This is a genomic window from Rhodoferax sp. P2_H8_2 (genome assembly GCF_056403235.1).
The window spans coordinates 283,037-297,650 of record NZ_JBFUFW010000004.1 but is presented as its reverse complement, the minus strand read 5'-3'; the positions used below and the strand labels follow the sequence as shown (position 1 = coordinate 297,650).

The 14,614-nt window shown below is 60.5% G+C and carries 20 protein-coding genes; 1 reads left to right on the top strand and 19 read right to left on the bottom strand.

The genetic code is table 11. The annotated features are described in order from the left end of the window. Positions 1 to 18: 18 nt before the first annotated feature. The 14 genes from AC1DV6_RS09885 to AC1DV6_RS09820 form a co-directional block, all read right to left on the bottom strand. Complete coding sequence (locus AC1DV6_RS09885) at positions 19 to 411, bottom strand: GFA family protein (RefSeq protein ID WP_477977287.1); 393 nt, start codon at positions 409 to 411, stop codon at positions 19 to 21. A gap of 7 nt (positions 412 to 418) precedes the next feature. After that, complete coding sequence (locus AC1DV6_RS09880; RefSeq protein ID WP_477977286.1) at positions 419 to 688, bottom strand: KTSC domain-containing protein; 270 nt, start codon at positions 686 to 688, stop codon at positions 419 to 421. A 90-nt stretch (positions 689 to 778) separates the two neighbouring features. Next, the gene (locus AC1DV6_RS09875; protein ID WP_477977285.1) at positions 779 to 1,948 is read right to left on the bottom strand and encodes a dienelactone hydrolase family protein; all 1,170 of its coding nucleotides are present in this window, start codon (positions 1,946 to 1,948) and stop codon (positions 779 to 781) included. 142 nt (positions 1,949 to 2,090) lie between these two features. Then, a complete protein-coding gene (locus AC1DV6_RS09870) occupies positions 2,091 to 2,579 on the bottom strand; it encodes a hypothetical protein (protein ID WP_477977284.1) in 489 nt (162 codons plus the stop codon). An 88-nt stretch (positions 2,580 to 2,667) separates the two neighbouring features. Then, positions 2,668 to 3,054 carry a VOC family protein gene (locus tag AC1DV6_RS09865; protein ID WP_477977283.1) on the bottom strand — a complete coding sequence of 129 codons (387 nt, stop codon included), beginning with the start codon at positions 3,052 to 3,054 and terminating at the stop codon, positions 2,668 to 2,670. A 27-nt stretch (positions 3,055 to 3,081) separates the two neighbouring features. Further along, on the bottom strand, positions 3,082 to 3,828 hold the full coding sequence (map, locus tag AC1DV6_RS09860) for a type I methionyl aminopeptidase (RefSeq protein ID WP_477977282.1): 747 nt from the start codon (positions 3,826 to 3,828) through the stop codon (positions 3,082 to 3,084). A 31-nt stretch (positions 3,829 to 3,859) separates the two neighbouring features. After that, positions 3,860 to 4,249: a cupin domain-containing protein gene (locus AC1DV6_RS09855; RefSeq protein ID WP_477977281.1), complete on the bottom strand. Its 390-nt coding sequence runs from the start codon at positions 4,247 to 4,249 to the stop codon at positions 3,860 to 3,862. A gap of 98 nt (positions 4,250 to 4,347) precedes the next feature. Further along, positions 4,348 to 4,953, bottom strand: a complete 606-nt coding sequence (locus AC1DV6_RS09850; RefSeq protein ID WP_477977280.1) for a hypothetical protein — start codon at positions 4,951 to 4,953, stop codon at positions 4,348 to 4,350. A gap of 61 nt (positions 4,954 to 5,014) precedes the next feature. Further along, positions 5,015 to 5,638: a DUF6988 family protein gene (locus tag AC1DV6_RS09845; RefSeq protein ID WP_477977279.1), complete on the bottom strand. Its 624-nt coding sequence runs from the start codon at positions 5,636 to 5,638 to the stop codon at positions 5,015 to 5,017. Between the two features lie 230 nt (positions 5,639 to 5,868). Beyond that, a complete protein-coding gene (locus AC1DV6_RS09840) occupies positions 5,869 to 6,348 on the bottom strand; it encodes a hypothetical protein (protein ID WP_477977278.1) in 480 nt (159 codons plus the stop codon). Further along, positions 6,345 to 7,115: a 23S rRNA (guanosine(2251)-2'-O)-methyltransferase RlmB gene (rlmB, locus tag AC1DV6_RS09835; RefSeq protein WP_477977277.1), complete on the bottom strand. Its 771-nt coding sequence runs from the start codon at positions 7,113 to 7,115 to the stop codon at positions 6,345 to 6,347. The genes AC1DV6_RS09840 and rlmB overlap by 4 nt, the downstream gene beginning before the upstream one ends. A 7-nt stretch (positions 7,116 to 7,122) precedes the next feature. Next, on the bottom strand, positions 7,123 to 8,253 hold the full coding sequence (locus AC1DV6_RS09830) for a CaiB/BaiF CoA transferase family protein (protein WP_477977276.1): 1,131 nt from the start codon (positions 8,251 to 8,253) through the stop codon (positions 7,123 to 7,125). A gap of 31 nt (positions 8,254 to 8,284) precedes the next feature. After that, on the bottom strand, positions 8,285 to 8,827 hold the full coding sequence (locus tag AC1DV6_RS09825) for a DUF1697 domain-containing protein (protein ID WP_477977275.1): 543 nt from the start codon (positions 8,825 to 8,827) through the stop codon (positions 8,285 to 8,287). A 58-nt stretch (positions 8,828 to 8,885) separates the two neighbouring features. Continuing rightward, positions 8,886 to 9,578, bottom strand: a complete 693-nt coding sequence (locus AC1DV6_RS09820) for an ABC transporter ATP-binding protein (protein ID WP_477977274.1) — start codon at positions 9,576 to 9,578, stop codon at positions 8,886 to 8,888. On the opposite strand from AC1DV6_RS09820, the gene AC1DV6_RS09815 reads away from it, so the two are divergent. Continuing rightward, on the top strand, positions 9,577 to 10,218 hold the full coding sequence (locus AC1DV6_RS09815; protein WP_477977273.1) for an arylesterase: 642 nt from the start codon (positions 9,577 to 9,579) through the stop codon (positions 10,216 to 10,218). The two genes, AC1DV6_RS09820 and AC1DV6_RS09815, sit on opposite strands and share 2 nt — an antisense overlap. A gap of 6 nt (positions 10,219 to 10,224) precedes the next feature. Here AC1DV6_RS09815 and AC1DV6_RS09810 read toward each other — a convergent pair whose 3' ends face one another. From AC1DV6_RS09810 to AC1DV6_RS09790, 5 genes are all read right to left on the bottom strand, one after another. Continuing rightward, on the bottom strand, positions 10,225 to 10,404 hold the full coding sequence (locus AC1DV6_RS09810) for a hypothetical protein (protein WP_477977272.1): 180 nt from the start codon (positions 10,402 to 10,404) through the stop codon (positions 10,225 to 10,227). Between the two features lie 47 nt (positions 10,405 to 10,451). Continuing rightward, on the bottom strand, positions 10,452 to 11,258 hold the full coding sequence (locus tag AC1DV6_RS09805; protein ID WP_477977271.1) for a DUF2189 domain-containing protein: 807 nt from the start codon (positions 11,256 to 11,258) through the stop codon (positions 10,452 to 10,454). Between the two features lie 64 nt (positions 11,259 to 11,322). After that, positions 11,323 to 12,528, bottom strand: coding sequence for a PLP-dependent transferase (locus tag AC1DV6_RS09800; protein WP_477977270.1), 1,206 nt, complete (start codon positions 12,526 to 12,528; stop codon positions 11,323 to 11,325). A 96-nt stretch (positions 12,529 to 12,624) separates the two neighbouring features. Further along, the gene (locus tag AC1DV6_RS09795; protein ID WP_477977269.1) at positions 12,625 to 13,149 is read right to left on the bottom strand and encodes a phosphoribosyltransferase; all 525 of its coding nucleotides are present in this window, start codon (positions 13,147 to 13,149) and stop codon (positions 12,625 to 12,627) included. Between the two features lie 88 nt (positions 13,150 to 13,237). After that, a complete protein-coding gene (locus AC1DV6_RS09790; RefSeq protein ID WP_477977268.1) occupies positions 13,238 to 14,614 on the bottom strand; it encodes an adenylosuccinate synthase in 1,377 nt (458 codons plus the stop codon).

Sequence of the window (14,614 nt, the reverse complement as noted above, 5' to 3'; positions counted from 1 at the left end):
TTGGGCGGTAGCGCCCGCTCAAAACCACATGTCTTTGATGCATCGCCCATCCTTGGGCAAGTCTTCCCATTTATCCAGTCCATCAAAGTGCCGGACCGGCACGTCGGCAACCGGCCCGGGCTCAGAGAGGCGCAAATTCACTGCCATCCGTCGCCGACCTTCGGCGTTCGGCTCCAGGCTGCGCCAATAGGCGAGGCAGCTGCATTCTGGGCAGAAATGACGGGCCAGCATTGCATCTCCACACACATAGGTCTTGGTAGCGCCCGAGACGTGCACGTCTTCACCCTCCCATCCATACGCCCACAGTCCTCCATAGCGGCGGCAGGCCGTGCAGTTGCAGGCGGTCGCAGCATCGGGAATGTGGTCGTACGTCCATTCAACTTGGCCGCAGTGGCAGGAACCTTTCAGCATAAGCACCTCATGGTTTGGAAAACAAATCGCTCAAATCTTTGGGCTTATCGTCGCCCGTACCGGAAGCCATCGCCCTGCCCTTGGGATACTCCTCGGCAATCCGGTCTTCCCAGTAGGTCGTCGGATTTGGCGCGGCGCACAGCCGCCGGTACACCTCCTGCGGAACATGCTTGTACGCCAGCACGGTTTTGTTATCCCAATGCAGATCCAGCTGCTGGGATTCGGTGTCGTAAACGGCTTTGCGGATGCGGCCGCTGTTAAATGTTTTGGTTTGCATTGGAAGAAAAAAGGCCTCTAGCGCCCGCGGAATGTGCGTAAGCAGCTACCAAATTGATAGTATCTAAATCTTGGCTTGGGTGCAATGGCATCACTTTCGCAGCCACTGCGCATCCAGCCAGTCAAACGCAGCCTCCTGCTGTTCTTTCACAAACACATGGTCCACTGGCCAAATGCGGGTATGCAGCTTGTCAGACGCGCCATGCGCAGACCACACGGCATGCATCTTGGCAAACGCCTGCTGAGTCGAAACCACAGGGAGCAGTCTGTCCTGCTCGCCTGCGTAGAACAACATCGGCTTGGGTGCCGCCAAGGCGGCCACATCGGGATAGTCCAGATAGCGCATCACATAGGGGTGCAGCATTGCAAATGCCGACTGTCCCTTGAGCTGGTTGTTGCCCGGCACCATCAGCCCTTGCGCCGTGGCCATCCAGTTCACGGCGATACCGGCCGTCACGTCGTCGGACAAAGCCGCCACTTGCCAGGCCCGAAATGCCCCAAAAGAGAAACCCAACGCGGCTACGCGGCGGGGGTCCACTTCGGAATGGCTGGCCAGAAAGCGCGCCGCGCGCAGGTCTTCGGAGGCGATGATGCTGGCAAACGAAGTGCCCAGGTTGAACAGGTTGGCGGCCAGCGCCTGCTGGCTGCTGGTCTGAAAGCCCGGCGCCGTGCGGTCGCCCCAACCCAGCGCATCTACCGCCAGCACCACATAACCGCGCTGCGCCAGCGCATCTCCCGGGAAACGCCCCGAAAAATACTTGTCCACCCACTGGGCAGCGGACTGCTCACGCGCAGCATCGCCCCACGGCGCAATCAGTTTTTCTTTGCCAATGTCAAAGCGCGCGCCGTGGTCATGCAGCACCAGCGCCGCCGGAAAAGGCCCCGCGCCTTTGGGCACCAGCATCAGGGCGAGCACCCGACTGTGCGCCGTCACATTGAATTCAATCCGCCGCGCCACGTAGCTGCCACGGTCTATCTCGCTCAACACTTTGGCCGCAAACGGCGTTGCGTCCACACCCGGCTGCAACATCAGCTCGCGCGCCTTGGCCAACCCCGCGGCCCGCCAGGCCTGCGGCTGCGATTGGTGCGCTGCCGTCCAGCCCAGGCTGAAGTTCATTTGTTCGCGCAACTGCGCGTGAAAGGCAGGCAAGCTCCCGTCTGGCCCCACCAGGCCGGGGCTTTGGTGTTGGGCAAGGACTGCGCCGCTGCACAAGCACGCCATCAACGCGCCGATGATCCGGCCCTGTAGACAACTCAACATTGCGATCTGGACTTTCTGGCTGAGAGGTTCAGAGCACGCATGGTGAGAGCAGTTCTTTGGTGAAGGTTTTGGTTTGCATGGTTGGCCTGCCAAGACTAGTAGTTTTTAATAGCACTGACAAGCGACGCATCGCGGGTGCTGCTTAGAGTGCCTTTCGTCGGCAGACCCGCGAGGGGCCGCGCGGGTCCAGAATTCCCCCGGTGGCCGTGACATCCGAATTGGGGGCCGCGTCCCAGACGCCGGGGCCGCGGTAGATGCTGCCATCGGGCATGCGCTCAGTTACTACACACGCGTAGCTGCCCAGCGTGATGGCGAAGCGTTCGCTGCTTGTTGGCTTGGCGGTGTTGGAGCGTGGGTCTTCCAGGGCCATCCGGGCCGGGCTGTCAATTGCGGCTGCGGTGCGGCTCTCGCGCGGAAGGTTCAATTGCAATGGCGCGACCGACGCGGGGGCTGTGTCCGGTGCATCCAGACCAATGGCATTACTGTTGTCGGGCTGGGCGGGGATGCTGACTTCAGAGCGCCTGCTGGAAGCCTGGCCTGCCGCCTTGGGCGATCGACCAGCATTGACGGCTGGCTTGGGCTGCACCACGGTCACCGTAACCGACAAGGGCGCGGTGGCCACCGCAGACATTTTTTGAGGGAGATACCAATGCCAGAAGTAGATCCCGGCATGGCCACTAACGATCAGCGCAAGTAAGCTTGCTTTAACGCGCGTCAAATCACTGCCCAGCAGGCGGCTCCCACAGTTCAACCTTGTTGCCCTCGGGGTCCATCACCCAACCGAACTTGCCGTACTCGGAGTCATCCGTTTTCTCCAGTACGTTGCATCCTTCGTCTTTGAGCGCTTGCAGCAAAGCCGTCAGGTTGTCGACGCGGTAGTTGACCATGAAGCTCGATTGGCTGGGCGCAAAGTGGCCGCCGTCGGCTTTGCTAATGGTCCAGGCCGTGGTTCCCTTTGTCGGATTGCCCTCTGCATCGACCCAGTCAAACGCTGCGCCGCCCCAGGGTTGCACGTCAATGCCCAGGTGCTTCTTGTACCAGGCGCCCAACGCGGCAGGGTCCTTTGCGTAGAAAAAGATGCCGCCAATACCTGTCACTCGTTTCATGTCCGTCTCCTCGGTGTTGTGGCTGCTTTAGTGTTGGGTCACCACGATGGGCTCGCCCTTGGTGATGATCATCGTGTGCTCGTACTGTGCCGACAGGTTGCCGCGTGCGCCCACCAGCGTCCAGCCATCGTCAGTCTCCGTGACGATGCGGCTCTTGGTGGAAAGAAAAGGTTCGATGGTGATCACCATGCCTTCTTCCAGCAGGCGCGTGTCAGTCCGGTCAAAGTAGCCCGCAATGTGCTCAGGCGCTTCATGCAATGCACGCCCTACCCCGTGGCTGCCCAGGTTCTCGATGATCTTGAAGCCGTATTGCTTGGCCGTGCGCTCGATGGCTGCACCTATGCCATTGATGGGCCGCCCTGCGCGGGCCTGCTTCATGGCCATCGCCAAAGCCGTGCGGGTGGCATGGCACAGGCGTGTCTTCTGTGCGTTGGTGGGTGGCACAACCCGTGTGCCACCGGTGTCGGCAAAGTAGCCGCCCAGCTCGGCCGACACATCCACGTTCAATACGTCACCCGCTCGAATCACCCTGTCACCCGGAATGCCATGCGCAGCCTCCTCGTTGATGCTGATGCAGGTAAAGCCCGGAAAGTCGTAAGTCAGCTTGGGCGCCGAACGTGCGCCGTGCTTGGCAAGCAACTCCTCACCCAACGCATCCAACTCGCGCGTCGTCATGCCGGGCTCCGCGGCGTCGAGCATCTCGTGCAGCACCATGGAGACAATCCGGCCTATGCGCTTGAGTGCAACGACGTCATTTTCGGTTTCGATGGTCATGTGATTTCCTGGTTCTATGGTTCAGCGCGACTTAGGCGCCAACGAATGGTTTGTGCTGGGTGCCAGCACCCATGGTGGCGAAGAGCATGCGACTGGGGGCGAAAACTCGCGCTGTATGCCAGACGCCACGCGGGACGAGAACTGCACCTCGGCCAGTGATCTTGGTTGCGCTGATGCCGGACGGTAGTTCTTGAAGGAACTCGATATCTCCGCTCAGCAAGTAGACAAACTCCTCCGCGCATGGGTGCATTTCCCAGTTTTGCCAGTCTTCAGAGCAAACAAACTCGCTGATAACCCAACCTTGCTCAAACTTCGCCATCTCATCAGGAGGCATCGACCAAAACTTGTCTCCTCCTGGCAAGGCGACACCCTGGCCACTGGGCGCGAGGTACACGTATTCGTCTTCAGGGTTCAATGCCATGGCGGTGTAGAAAGTTGACGGTGGTAGGGTCTACGCAATTTATACCGCAAAGCACGGTTACCGCCGGGCAGACCACCGGAATGAGGGGTTCGGTGTCGTCATTTCGGGCAATGCGCGTAGGTCTCTTGAAGGCGTGCCCACGTGCTGACGGCATCAAAGCTTAGGTCGATTGCATTTTCCAGCGGATTTGGAGACGTAAAAGCATTCATGCCATGCAGGATGAGATATTTCGGAAAGTAAGTAGGGGGACCAATCCGAACCAGTTCCGAACAAAAGGCTTGAAGCTCTGAGGAGGCTTGCGTCAGTTGGTTCGCGGCGCCGGAAAAACCTTCCTTCTGTTCCTTGGAGAAGCGCCCGAAGGTATTCATGATGAGCACCCGCACGCCCCCCCTCGCTGTTTTGTCGGCAACGCGTTCAGCGTCGAACCGCGAGTAGATGCCCGCGAGCATGAAAAGCGAAGCCGCCTTGGCGAAATCCCCTCTGGAAATGCACTTTACGATAGCAGTGTGAATATCCGGCGGCGTGTAGGCCGACTTAGCCTCACTGAGAGCGATGCAGGCAACATCCCGCGTTGGTTCCAAGTTTCCCTCAATCCGCAAATTTGTGACATTGCCCTGCTGTTCCCGAATGATTGAAGGACGCTCGGACGATTGAGCAAAGGCGCTTCCGATGAAGAGCGCAACGATCAAAATGAGGCATTTCATGGCATTTAACGCTTGAGTTAAGCGGCGGCCCAGCCGTCCGCCTTGAACGAATTGTTAGCCGTCATAGTGGCGGCGGCATACAAGCTGGGTGCTTGGCAGCTAACGCCAAGACGCTGCGCTGTAGCGGCTGCTGCCCAGAAATGACGGCGGCTTGCATGCAACTGACGACCGCTAAGCCATTTGCATTGCGCAGAATGTCGTGCAGTAACTGGACGGGATACCCATCGCCGTGTCGACGAATGGGGTGTATGCCTGCATGAGCGTAGGAGTTGAGCGCCCTCCATGAGTTCTCTTTGAAGCGAGATAGTGCGTCGTAAGCTTGCTGCGGCGCTCTCTTTGCTAGATCCAGCATCATCTCGGCAGTTTGAGGCATGTTCTTCGCGGCCTGTTCGGACTCAAAAGACAACGTGGCGGTCAGTTTGGAAAGATGATCGTCGGACGCGGCGTACAGCAGCCAGACCGACCGAGCAAGCGCCTCGAACTGGGTGCGATGAACAACGACAGCCGATGACAGCAAGCCTGAATGAAGCAGCACCCTCGCCGACGCCCAATGCTCCAGTGAAAGGGAGCACGCGACATCGCTAGTTCGGATGCGCAGCGAATCGTCGAAGAGCGGTACAGCAATCAGCGCCATCAGCTCCTCGGCTAAGGCGTCAGACTCGTCAAATATCGAAGATGGTGGCATAGCTGCGCTTGTGACGGCTAATGCAATGTATACCGCAAAACACAGCGATATAACGTGGAAAACTGATCAGTGAAAAGTGGCATAAACGCTTATCCAGTTTGCGTAGACAGCTCTCATAAAAGTAGCAGAAAACCCCACAGTTGAAAGAAATGACCGAAGTCCGTGAACAGCGATTCTGTGTCAGTCCACCCCGCGTGAATATCCCCCATTCTGGGGATACAACAACAGGTTTATCGCCGCGCAATGAACCGCGCATGCAGCACCGCCAGCCCAAACATCGCAATGCCCGCGAACTTCAGCGATGAATAGGCGGTAGCGACAGGCACCAGAACATGGGCGTTGCTCACGAAGCCGTCACCCGTCAAATACCAATGCAGGATGTCCTCCACCGCATCGGCCAGCGCGGCCACGGGCATGAACACAGAGATGCGCATGCGCCAGACGGGTGTGTACTGGGCGAAGACTGCAGTGCGCGTGGTGAACAGGTAGCCGAATGTGCCGTAGGCGACCAGCAGCACCACATCAACCGGCAGATGGGAGCGGAACAGCGCCACGCCCTCTGGCCCCCACTGCTCCAATATGGCGCGAAACGTGCCGGCATTGAATGCGAACTGCAGCGCAACGATGTTGGGCTGCAGAGGCAGCAGGTAAATCGCCAGCCCGACAAACAGCAAGAGCGCTGCAATGCCGGTTGCCCGGGCGGTCGTCATGCGGTGCGGCGCTGGCGCAAGGCCTCGTACAGGCAGACGCCGCTGGCCACCGACACGTTCAGGCTTTCAACAGCGCCTTGCATGGGGATACTGACCAGTTGGTCGCAGGTTTTGGCGGTGAGCTGGCGCATGCCGTCGCCTTCTGCGCCAAGCACCAGCGCGACCGGGCCTTTGAGGTCGGCCTGGTACAGGTTGCTGGTGGCCTGGTCGCTGGTGCCAATGATCCAGATGTTGCGCTCTTTCAGTTCGTTGAGCGTGCGCGCCAGATTGGTGACCATGAAGTACGGCACGGTCTCGGCCGCGCCACTGGCGACCTTTGCGACCGTCGCGTTGATACCCGCGGCATGGTCTTTGGGGGCGATCACGCAATGCGCGCCCGCGCCATCGGCCACGCGCAGGCAGGCGCCCAGGTTGTGCGGATCGGTCACGCCGTCCAGCACCAGAATCAGGGGGTTGGTGCGCTCTGCGGCTGGCAAGGCTGCGTTGGCGGCTTCCAGGTTTTCCAGCAGCTCATCCAGCGAATGGACTTGTTTGATCTCTTGCACCTTGGCGGCTACGCCCTGGTGGCCGTGGCTGCCGGCCAGCTTGGCCAGGCGCATGCCGTCGGCTTCGATCAGGCGCACGCCGGCTTCGGCCGCTTTCTCGGTGAATTGCCGCATGCGCGCGTCGCGGCGTGTAGGGTCAACGTAGATTTCGACGATGGATTTGGGGGCGGTTTTGAGGCGCACGCCCACGGCATGGAAGCCGAAGAGGACTTTGGAGGACATGCCCCGATTATCGCGGCAACAGCGCTGCGATCACCGCCTCGTCCAGACCGGCCTCCCGCAGCACATCTGCCGTGTGCGCGCCGCGTGCGGGCACGCCACCGGTGCCATCCGACGCCGTCACGGAGAATCGCGGCGCAGGAGCAGCCTGCAGAACACCGTCCTGCTTTGCATACACGCCGCGCGCCGCCATGTGCGGGTGGTCCATCGCCTGCAAGGGTGTCAACACCGGTGCAAAGCAGGCGTCGCTGCCTTCCAGCAGATCAACCCAATGCTGGCGCGGCTGGGTTGCAAACAAGGCTGCCAGTCGCTCGCGAAGGCGCGGCCACACGCGGGAGTCATACGGCTTCTTGAATTCAGCGTCGTCGCCCAAGCCCAGCTTGGCAAACAGCAAGGCGTTGAACTGCGGCTCCAGCGCCTGCACAGCGACAAACAGGCCGTCGGCACAGGCGTAGCTGCCGCACCAGTGCGGCCCGTCCAGCATGCCCTGACCTCGCTCATATGGCATTTGCCCGACCGCGTGGACCGACAGCAGCAGGTTCATCAGATTCGCGCTGCCGTCCACGATGGCAGCGTCCACCACCTGGCCTTTGCCGCCATTGCGCGCATTCAGAATGCCCGCCAACAGGCCCATCGCCAGATACAGAGCCCCGCCCCCCAGATCACCTACCAACGTGGGCGGTGCCACCGGTGGGCGGCCCGGCTCGCCCGCAAACCACAGTGCGCCAGACAGCGCGATGTAATTCAGGTCGTGCCCAGCAGCCTGGGCCATTGGGCCGCTTTGGCCCCAGCCGGTCATGCGGCCATAGACGAGGCGCGGGTTGCGTGCCAGGCACACGTCCGGCCCCATGCCCAGCCGCTCCATCACGCCGGGGCGCATGCCTTCGATCAGCGCGTCGGCACCGGCAATCAGTTGCAGCACGGCGTCAATGGCATTCGGGTCTTTCAGATCCAGCGCAATGGAGCGCTTGCCGCGGTTGACGATGGCGTTTTTGCCCAGGTTCAGCACATCGCCGCCACCGGCCGCAGCACGCTCCACCAGAATCACCTCGGCCCCCATGTCCGCCAGCAACATGCCGCAAAATGGCCCAGGGCCAATGCCCGCAATTTCGATAACGCGGATACCGCTTAAAACGCCCATGGTCTCTTCTCGTATTAATTCTTGGGTTCGCTCACGCGTCGCTTTGCATCAGCGCGTGGATTTTTTCGAGTGTGGCCCAGTTGCGCGTGGTGCCGGATTGGGCCAAACCCTTGAGCAGCGCGACGGCAGCTTTGCTCTCCAGAATGCCATCGGCGCACCACAGGTAGGCCGCGTGCTTTCCGATATGCACTTTCTCGTTGCCCCACGCAGCGTCTGCCATCGTGGTGAGTGCGGCCAGGGCCTTGGGCGCATCGGTGAAGGCGACCAGCAGACGCGAGGGATCGGAGGCTATATCGCCCAATGCATTGCCCTCTATCGCTCCGGCAATGTCCTTCGCAGATTTGACGATCACCAGCGCGTCCACGCCCAGTTCGGTGGCGACAGCCCCGCGGATGCGTTTGGCGTGCTGGATGTCTTTACCGGTCTTGGCTTCAAACACCGCATTGCCGCTGTTAAGCAAGGTCGCCACGCCGGTGTAGTCCATCGATTCCAGAAGCTTGCGCAAATCGGCCATGGCAATGCGCTTGGCCTTGCCGACGTTGATTCCGCGGAAAAGGGCAACAAATTTTGCCATGGAAATGCTATCGATTTAGTAGCTTCTTACGCACATTCTGCGGGCGATACAGCCCGATTTATGCCTCAACTGCGGGCGTAGCAGGTACCACTTGCCCGGCCTCAATCGTGATGCGGCGGTCGCAGCGGGCGGCAATGGCGCGGTCGTGCGTGACCAGCACCAGCGTCGTACCCTGCTCCCGGTTCAGGTCAAACATCAGCTCCATGATCTTTTCGCCAGTGGCGAAGTCCAGGCTGCCGGTCGGCTCGTCGGCCAACAACACGGCGGGCTTGACGACAAAGGCGCGGGCCAACGCCACGCGCTGCTGCTCACCGCCGCTCAAAACCTTGGGATATGAATTGAGCCGCTGCGACAGGCCCACGCGCGCCAGCATCTCCGTCGCCAACGCACGGGCGTCCTTGCGACCATCCAACTCCAGCGGCAGCATCACGTTTTCCAGCGCGGTCAGGTTGCCGAGCAACTGAAAACTCTGGAACACAAAGCCGACCTTGCGGGCACGCATCGCGGCGCGGGCGTCTTCGTCAATGGCAAACAAATCTTCACCGGCCAGACGCACGGTACCGCTGGTGGGCGTATCCAATCCGGCAATGATGGACAGCAATGTACTTTTACCTGATCCGGATGCTCCGACGATGGCAGCGGTCTCTTGCGCTTTGAGTGCAAAATCAATGTCACGCAGGATCTCCAGCGTGCCGGTGGAATCGGTCACCGCCTTGAAAACATGCTCAACGGAAATAATGAATTCACTCATGGGTTTCTCTCTGGTACGTCGCTACTCTATCGCGCTGGCATTGGGGTTAGGGTTTGCGGGGTTATCTGCAGCCCAGTCCACCACTCCGCCGCCCAAGGGCAAAGTGGTTCTGGTGGTGGGGGATTCACTTAGCGCAGAGTATGGCCTCAAACGTGGCACGGGTTGGGTCGCGTTGCTGGACCAGAAGTTTGCCAAGGAGAAAGTAGCGGCACGCGTAGTCAACGCCAGCATCAGCGGCGACACCACTTCGGGCGGACGCTCGCGCCTGCCAGCGCTATTGGCACAGCACAAGCCAGCAGTGGTGGTCATTGAGCTGGGCGGCAATGACGCGCTGCGTGGTTTGCCGTTGGCGATGACGCAGGACAACCTGCAGGCCATGGCCACCGCCGCACAAGCAGCGGGCGCTAAGGTCTTGCTGGCCGGGATGCAGGTGCCGCCAAATTACGGAGAGGATTACAACCGCCAGTTTGCGGCTGCGTTTTCAAACACGGCTAAGGCCCACAAGGCAGTGCTGGTGCCGTTTTTGCTACAGGGGGTGGCGGATAGCCAGTTTCAGGGAGACCGCATCCACCCCAATGAGACTGCCCATCCGATTATTGTGAACAACGTGTGGTCTGCATTGCGCAAGCTGTTGCCTTAAGCGCGCTCAGGCTGGTGTGTTGCCAGGGGTTTCCGGCGCTGGTGCGTCTGTAGTTTCGTCAGAAGGATTGTCTTCAACGCCGTCGCCCGTCTTGCGCTCGGCCTTGTTCTTCAGTTTTTCTTCTTTTTTCTTCTTTTTGGCCAGTTCTTTCTGACGCTTCTCGTAACCGTAATTGGGTGTTGCCAAGATAATCCTTCAATAGTTGGTGAGACTGTAACACTCCACAATGCGAGTCAGTCCAGCCAGACGACCGCCCCGCGGTAGGCATGCCAGCTTGCGTGGCCCAACAGCGGCCCGACCAGCCAAAGTCCGAGTGCCCAGGGCACCATCAACGCCGCTGCGGTCAGCGCCGTAATCAGCATCCCCCACACCACCAGCGTGAAGGTGTTGCTGAAAACGACTTCCAGACTGGTGATGGCGGCAGATATGGCATCGGTATCGCGGTCCAGGATCATCGGGATGGACACCACGGACAGCGAAAAAACAAGCAGCGCAAACGCCCCGCCAATGACGGTGTAGGCCGCCACAAACTGCCAGTTCTGCGGATTGAAGATGGCCTGCATCACGCTGCTGGTGGACGGCATGCCGGTGTTGAAGAACACCGCAAACACCACCAGCGATGCCCTGCCCCAAAGCAGCTCCAAAACGATCAACACCAGTACCAGCATCGCCATGCTGCGGATATGGCTGTCCCAGCAGGTCAGCGAAACGCCAAGCGACGGAGGCAACCCCAATTCACGACGGCGGCTCACTTCGTACAGACCCATAGCCAAAAACGGGCCGACCAGCAGGCAGCCGGAAGCAATCGTCATCGTGTATTCGGGGCGGGAACGAAACACCGCGCCCAGCACGATGGCCATGACCCAGAAGGCCCCACCATAAAAGGCGGCAATGCCGGGATGGGCCCACATATCCCGCCAGCCGCGCGCAAGCCAGCGCAGCGGGTCTGCAAAACTGAGCGCAACGATCTGTTTGCGGGGCGCCTCTGAGGGAGGTGGCACATAGGCCGGAGGCGCTTCGAATGGGATTTCTTCTGCCATGCGGCAAGCCTAAAGCGGCCCGCCCCGTCTGCCTATTGAGGTAAACACGCAGGCCAGCAACAGCCTAGCGCAGTACCTTTAAGGCCTGGGCCAGATCGGCCTGCAGGTCAGCCACGTCTTCCAGGCCGACGAAGAATCGAACCAGCGTGCCCTGCGCCAGATGCGCGGGCCATTCCTTGCGCATGGTCTTCAGCTCATAAGGCACGACCAGACTGACCGCTCCGCCCCAGCTATAGCCAATGCGGAATAGCTTCAGTGCATCGCAAAACGCATCGGTCTGCGCTTGGGTAAAGCGCGCGTCCAGCATCACGCTGAACAAGGCCGCCGCGCCACCAAAGCCATTGATACACAGCGCCTGCCAGTGTTCATGGCCTGGCGAATTAGGCAACGCCGGGTGCAATACCTGTACAAACTCGGGCTGGCTCTCGCACCAAGTGGCCAGGGTGCGCGCAGATTCGTCGTGCGCTTTGTAGCGAATGGCCATGCTGGGCAACGAGCGCAACACCAGCTCGGCATCATTCGCGCCTACGCCCAAGCCCAAGCGCATATGCGTTAGCTTCAGGCGCATGTGCAGGTCCTGGTCACGCGTAATCACGCTGCCCATCAGCACATCGCCACCACCGCTGGGGTATTTGGTCAATGCGTGAACGGAGATATCAACACCGAAGTCCGGCTCATCGCGTGGCAGCAGGTCAAACGGCTTGAACGCCAGACCGGCGCCCCAGGTATTGTCCAGCGCAACCTTGACGCCGCGGCGCTTGCAGATGCGCACCAGCTCGACCAGATTGGGGAATTCCAGCGTGACGGAACCGGCCGCTTCGACCCAGACCAGCTTGGTGCGGCTGGATATCTGGGCTTCCAGATCCAGCGGGTCCATCGGGTCGTAGATCTGGTAGGTGATGCCCCAGTCTTTGAGCTCGCCGTCCAACAAGGTCTTGTTGGGGCCGTAGATGTTGTCAGGGATCAGGACCTCGTCGCCTGCTCTGAGCAGCGACAGGTTGACGTTGGCCACCGCCGCCAGGCCGCTGGGTTGCAGCAGGCATTGCAGGCCACCTTCCAGCGTGCACAGCTTTTCTTCCAGCACATAGGTGGTAGGCGTGCCGTGCAGGCCGTAGGTGAATGCGGTCTTGTCTTTCCATTCGCGGCTGCGCATCGCGGCAACGCTGGGGAAGAACACCGTGGACGCCTTGAACACGCCCTCTTGCGGCGCCTCAAAGCCTTCTGGCGGCTTGTAGGGGTGGTGGATGAGTTCGGTGGTCAGTTGAGGCATATGAGAAATGCAATTTTGCGCCGGGCCGCCCCAAGCAAAATTAGCCCCCGTGAGGGGCAGCGACCCGCGCAGCGGCGGAGCGTGGGGGCAACATCTTCACACGCTCCATTTTTGGATCAGTTGTTGCGGACGCAGCGCGTCGTAGCCTTCGAAGGGCTGGTGAATCCAGGGGTTGGTGGGCAGAAACTCGACCGAATAATCGGGCGTGAACACCGAGACTTGCTTGGTCCAGATCACCGCGCTGCGCAGCTCGGTGATGGGCTTGTAGTCGTTCTTGAGCTGGCTGATCACGGCGTTGAGCGTGTGGCCAGAATCGGCCAGATCGTCCACCAGCAGCACCTTGCCGGCGATCTCGCCCTTGGGTGTGGTGATGTAGCGGGCGATGTCCAGGTTGCCCTGCTGCGTACCGGCTTCAGCGCGGTAGGAGCTGGTGGACATGATGGCCAGCGGCTTGTCGAATACACGAGAAAGGATGTCACCCGGGCGCAGGCCACCGCGCGCCAGGCACAGGATGGTGTCGAACTCCCAGCCGGACTGGAACACCTTGATCGCCAGTTTTTCGATGAGATTGTGGTACTCGTCGTAGCTTACGTACAGGTGTTTTCCGTCTTCAGTCAACATCTCAATGCTCCTATTTCAATAGCTGATTACGCACATTCCATGCGCGCTGCAGCCCGTTTTTACTAAAACTTCAAAGCGTCCCGGCAGCTCAGTCTGCCAGATAGGGATGACGCATCATGATAGTGTGGTCGCGGTCCGGGCTGGTCGACACCATGTGGATCGGCACACCCGTCACCTGCTCAATGCGTTGCAGATACAGACGCGCGGCCACGGGCAGCTTGTCGTACTGCGTGACGCCGACGGTGCTGTCGCTCCAGCCTTCCATCACTTCATAAATCGGCTTGCAGCGCTCGATGTCGTCCGCACCCATGGGCAGGATGTCGGTGACATGGCCGTCCAGCTCGTAGCCGGTGCACAGCAGCAGCTCTTTCAGACCGTCCAGCACATCCAGCTTGGTGATGCACAAACCAGACAGGCCATTGACCTGCGCCGAACGCTTCAAGAGGGCCGCATCAAACCAGCCGCAACGGCGCGAGCGACCAGTGGTCACACCCTTTTCGGCGCCGATGGTGCTCATGTGGTACCCGGGTGTGCCGGGGGTTTCCCAGTCCAGCTCGGTCGGGAACGGGCCGCCGCCCACGCGGGTGCAATAGGCCTTGGTGATACCGAGGATGTAGTGCAGCATGCCCGGGCCGACACCGGCGCCAGCCGCCGCATTGCCCGCCACGCAGTTGCTGGAGGTCACATACGGGTAGGTACCGTGGTCCACGTCCAAGAGCGTGCCTTGCGCGCCTTCAAACAGAAGGTTGGCGCCGTGTTCGTGTGCGTCGTTCAGTTCACGCGATACGTCGGCCATCATCGGCTTCAGCAACTCAGCGTGGCGCATGGCTTCGGCGTACACCGGTTCGAATTGCACCTGGCCGTCCTTCAAGTAAGGCGCCAGCGTAGGACCAAAGTCAAACGCCGCAGAGCCCAGGTAGCTGGTCAGCACATGGTTGTGCAGGTCCAGCAGTTCGCGCAGCTTGCTGGCGAAGCGTTCGGGGTATTTCAGATCCTGCACGCGCAGTGCGCGGCGGGCAATCTTGTCTTCGTAGGCCGGGCCGATGCCGCGGCCGGTGGTGCCGATCTTGGCGGTGCCGCCCTTTTCGCGGAAGGCTTCGCGCGCCACATCCAGCGCCGCGTGGAACGGCAGGATCAACGGGCAAGCTTCGCTGACGCGCAGACGCGAGCGCAGTTCCACACCCACTTTTTCCAAGCCTTCGATTTCTTCAAACAGCTTGGCCGCTGACAGCACCACGCCGTTGCCGATGTAGCACTTGACGCCCGGGCGCATGATGCCGCTGGGGATCAGATGCAGCGCAGTCTTCACGCCGTTGATGACCAGCGTATGGCCCGCGTTGTGGCCACCCTGGAAACGCACCACGCCCTGCGCGCTTTCGGTGAGCCAGTCGACCAGCTTGCCCTTGCCTTCATCGCCCCACTGGGTACCGACGACGACTACGTTACGACCTTTGGTTGTGTTCAT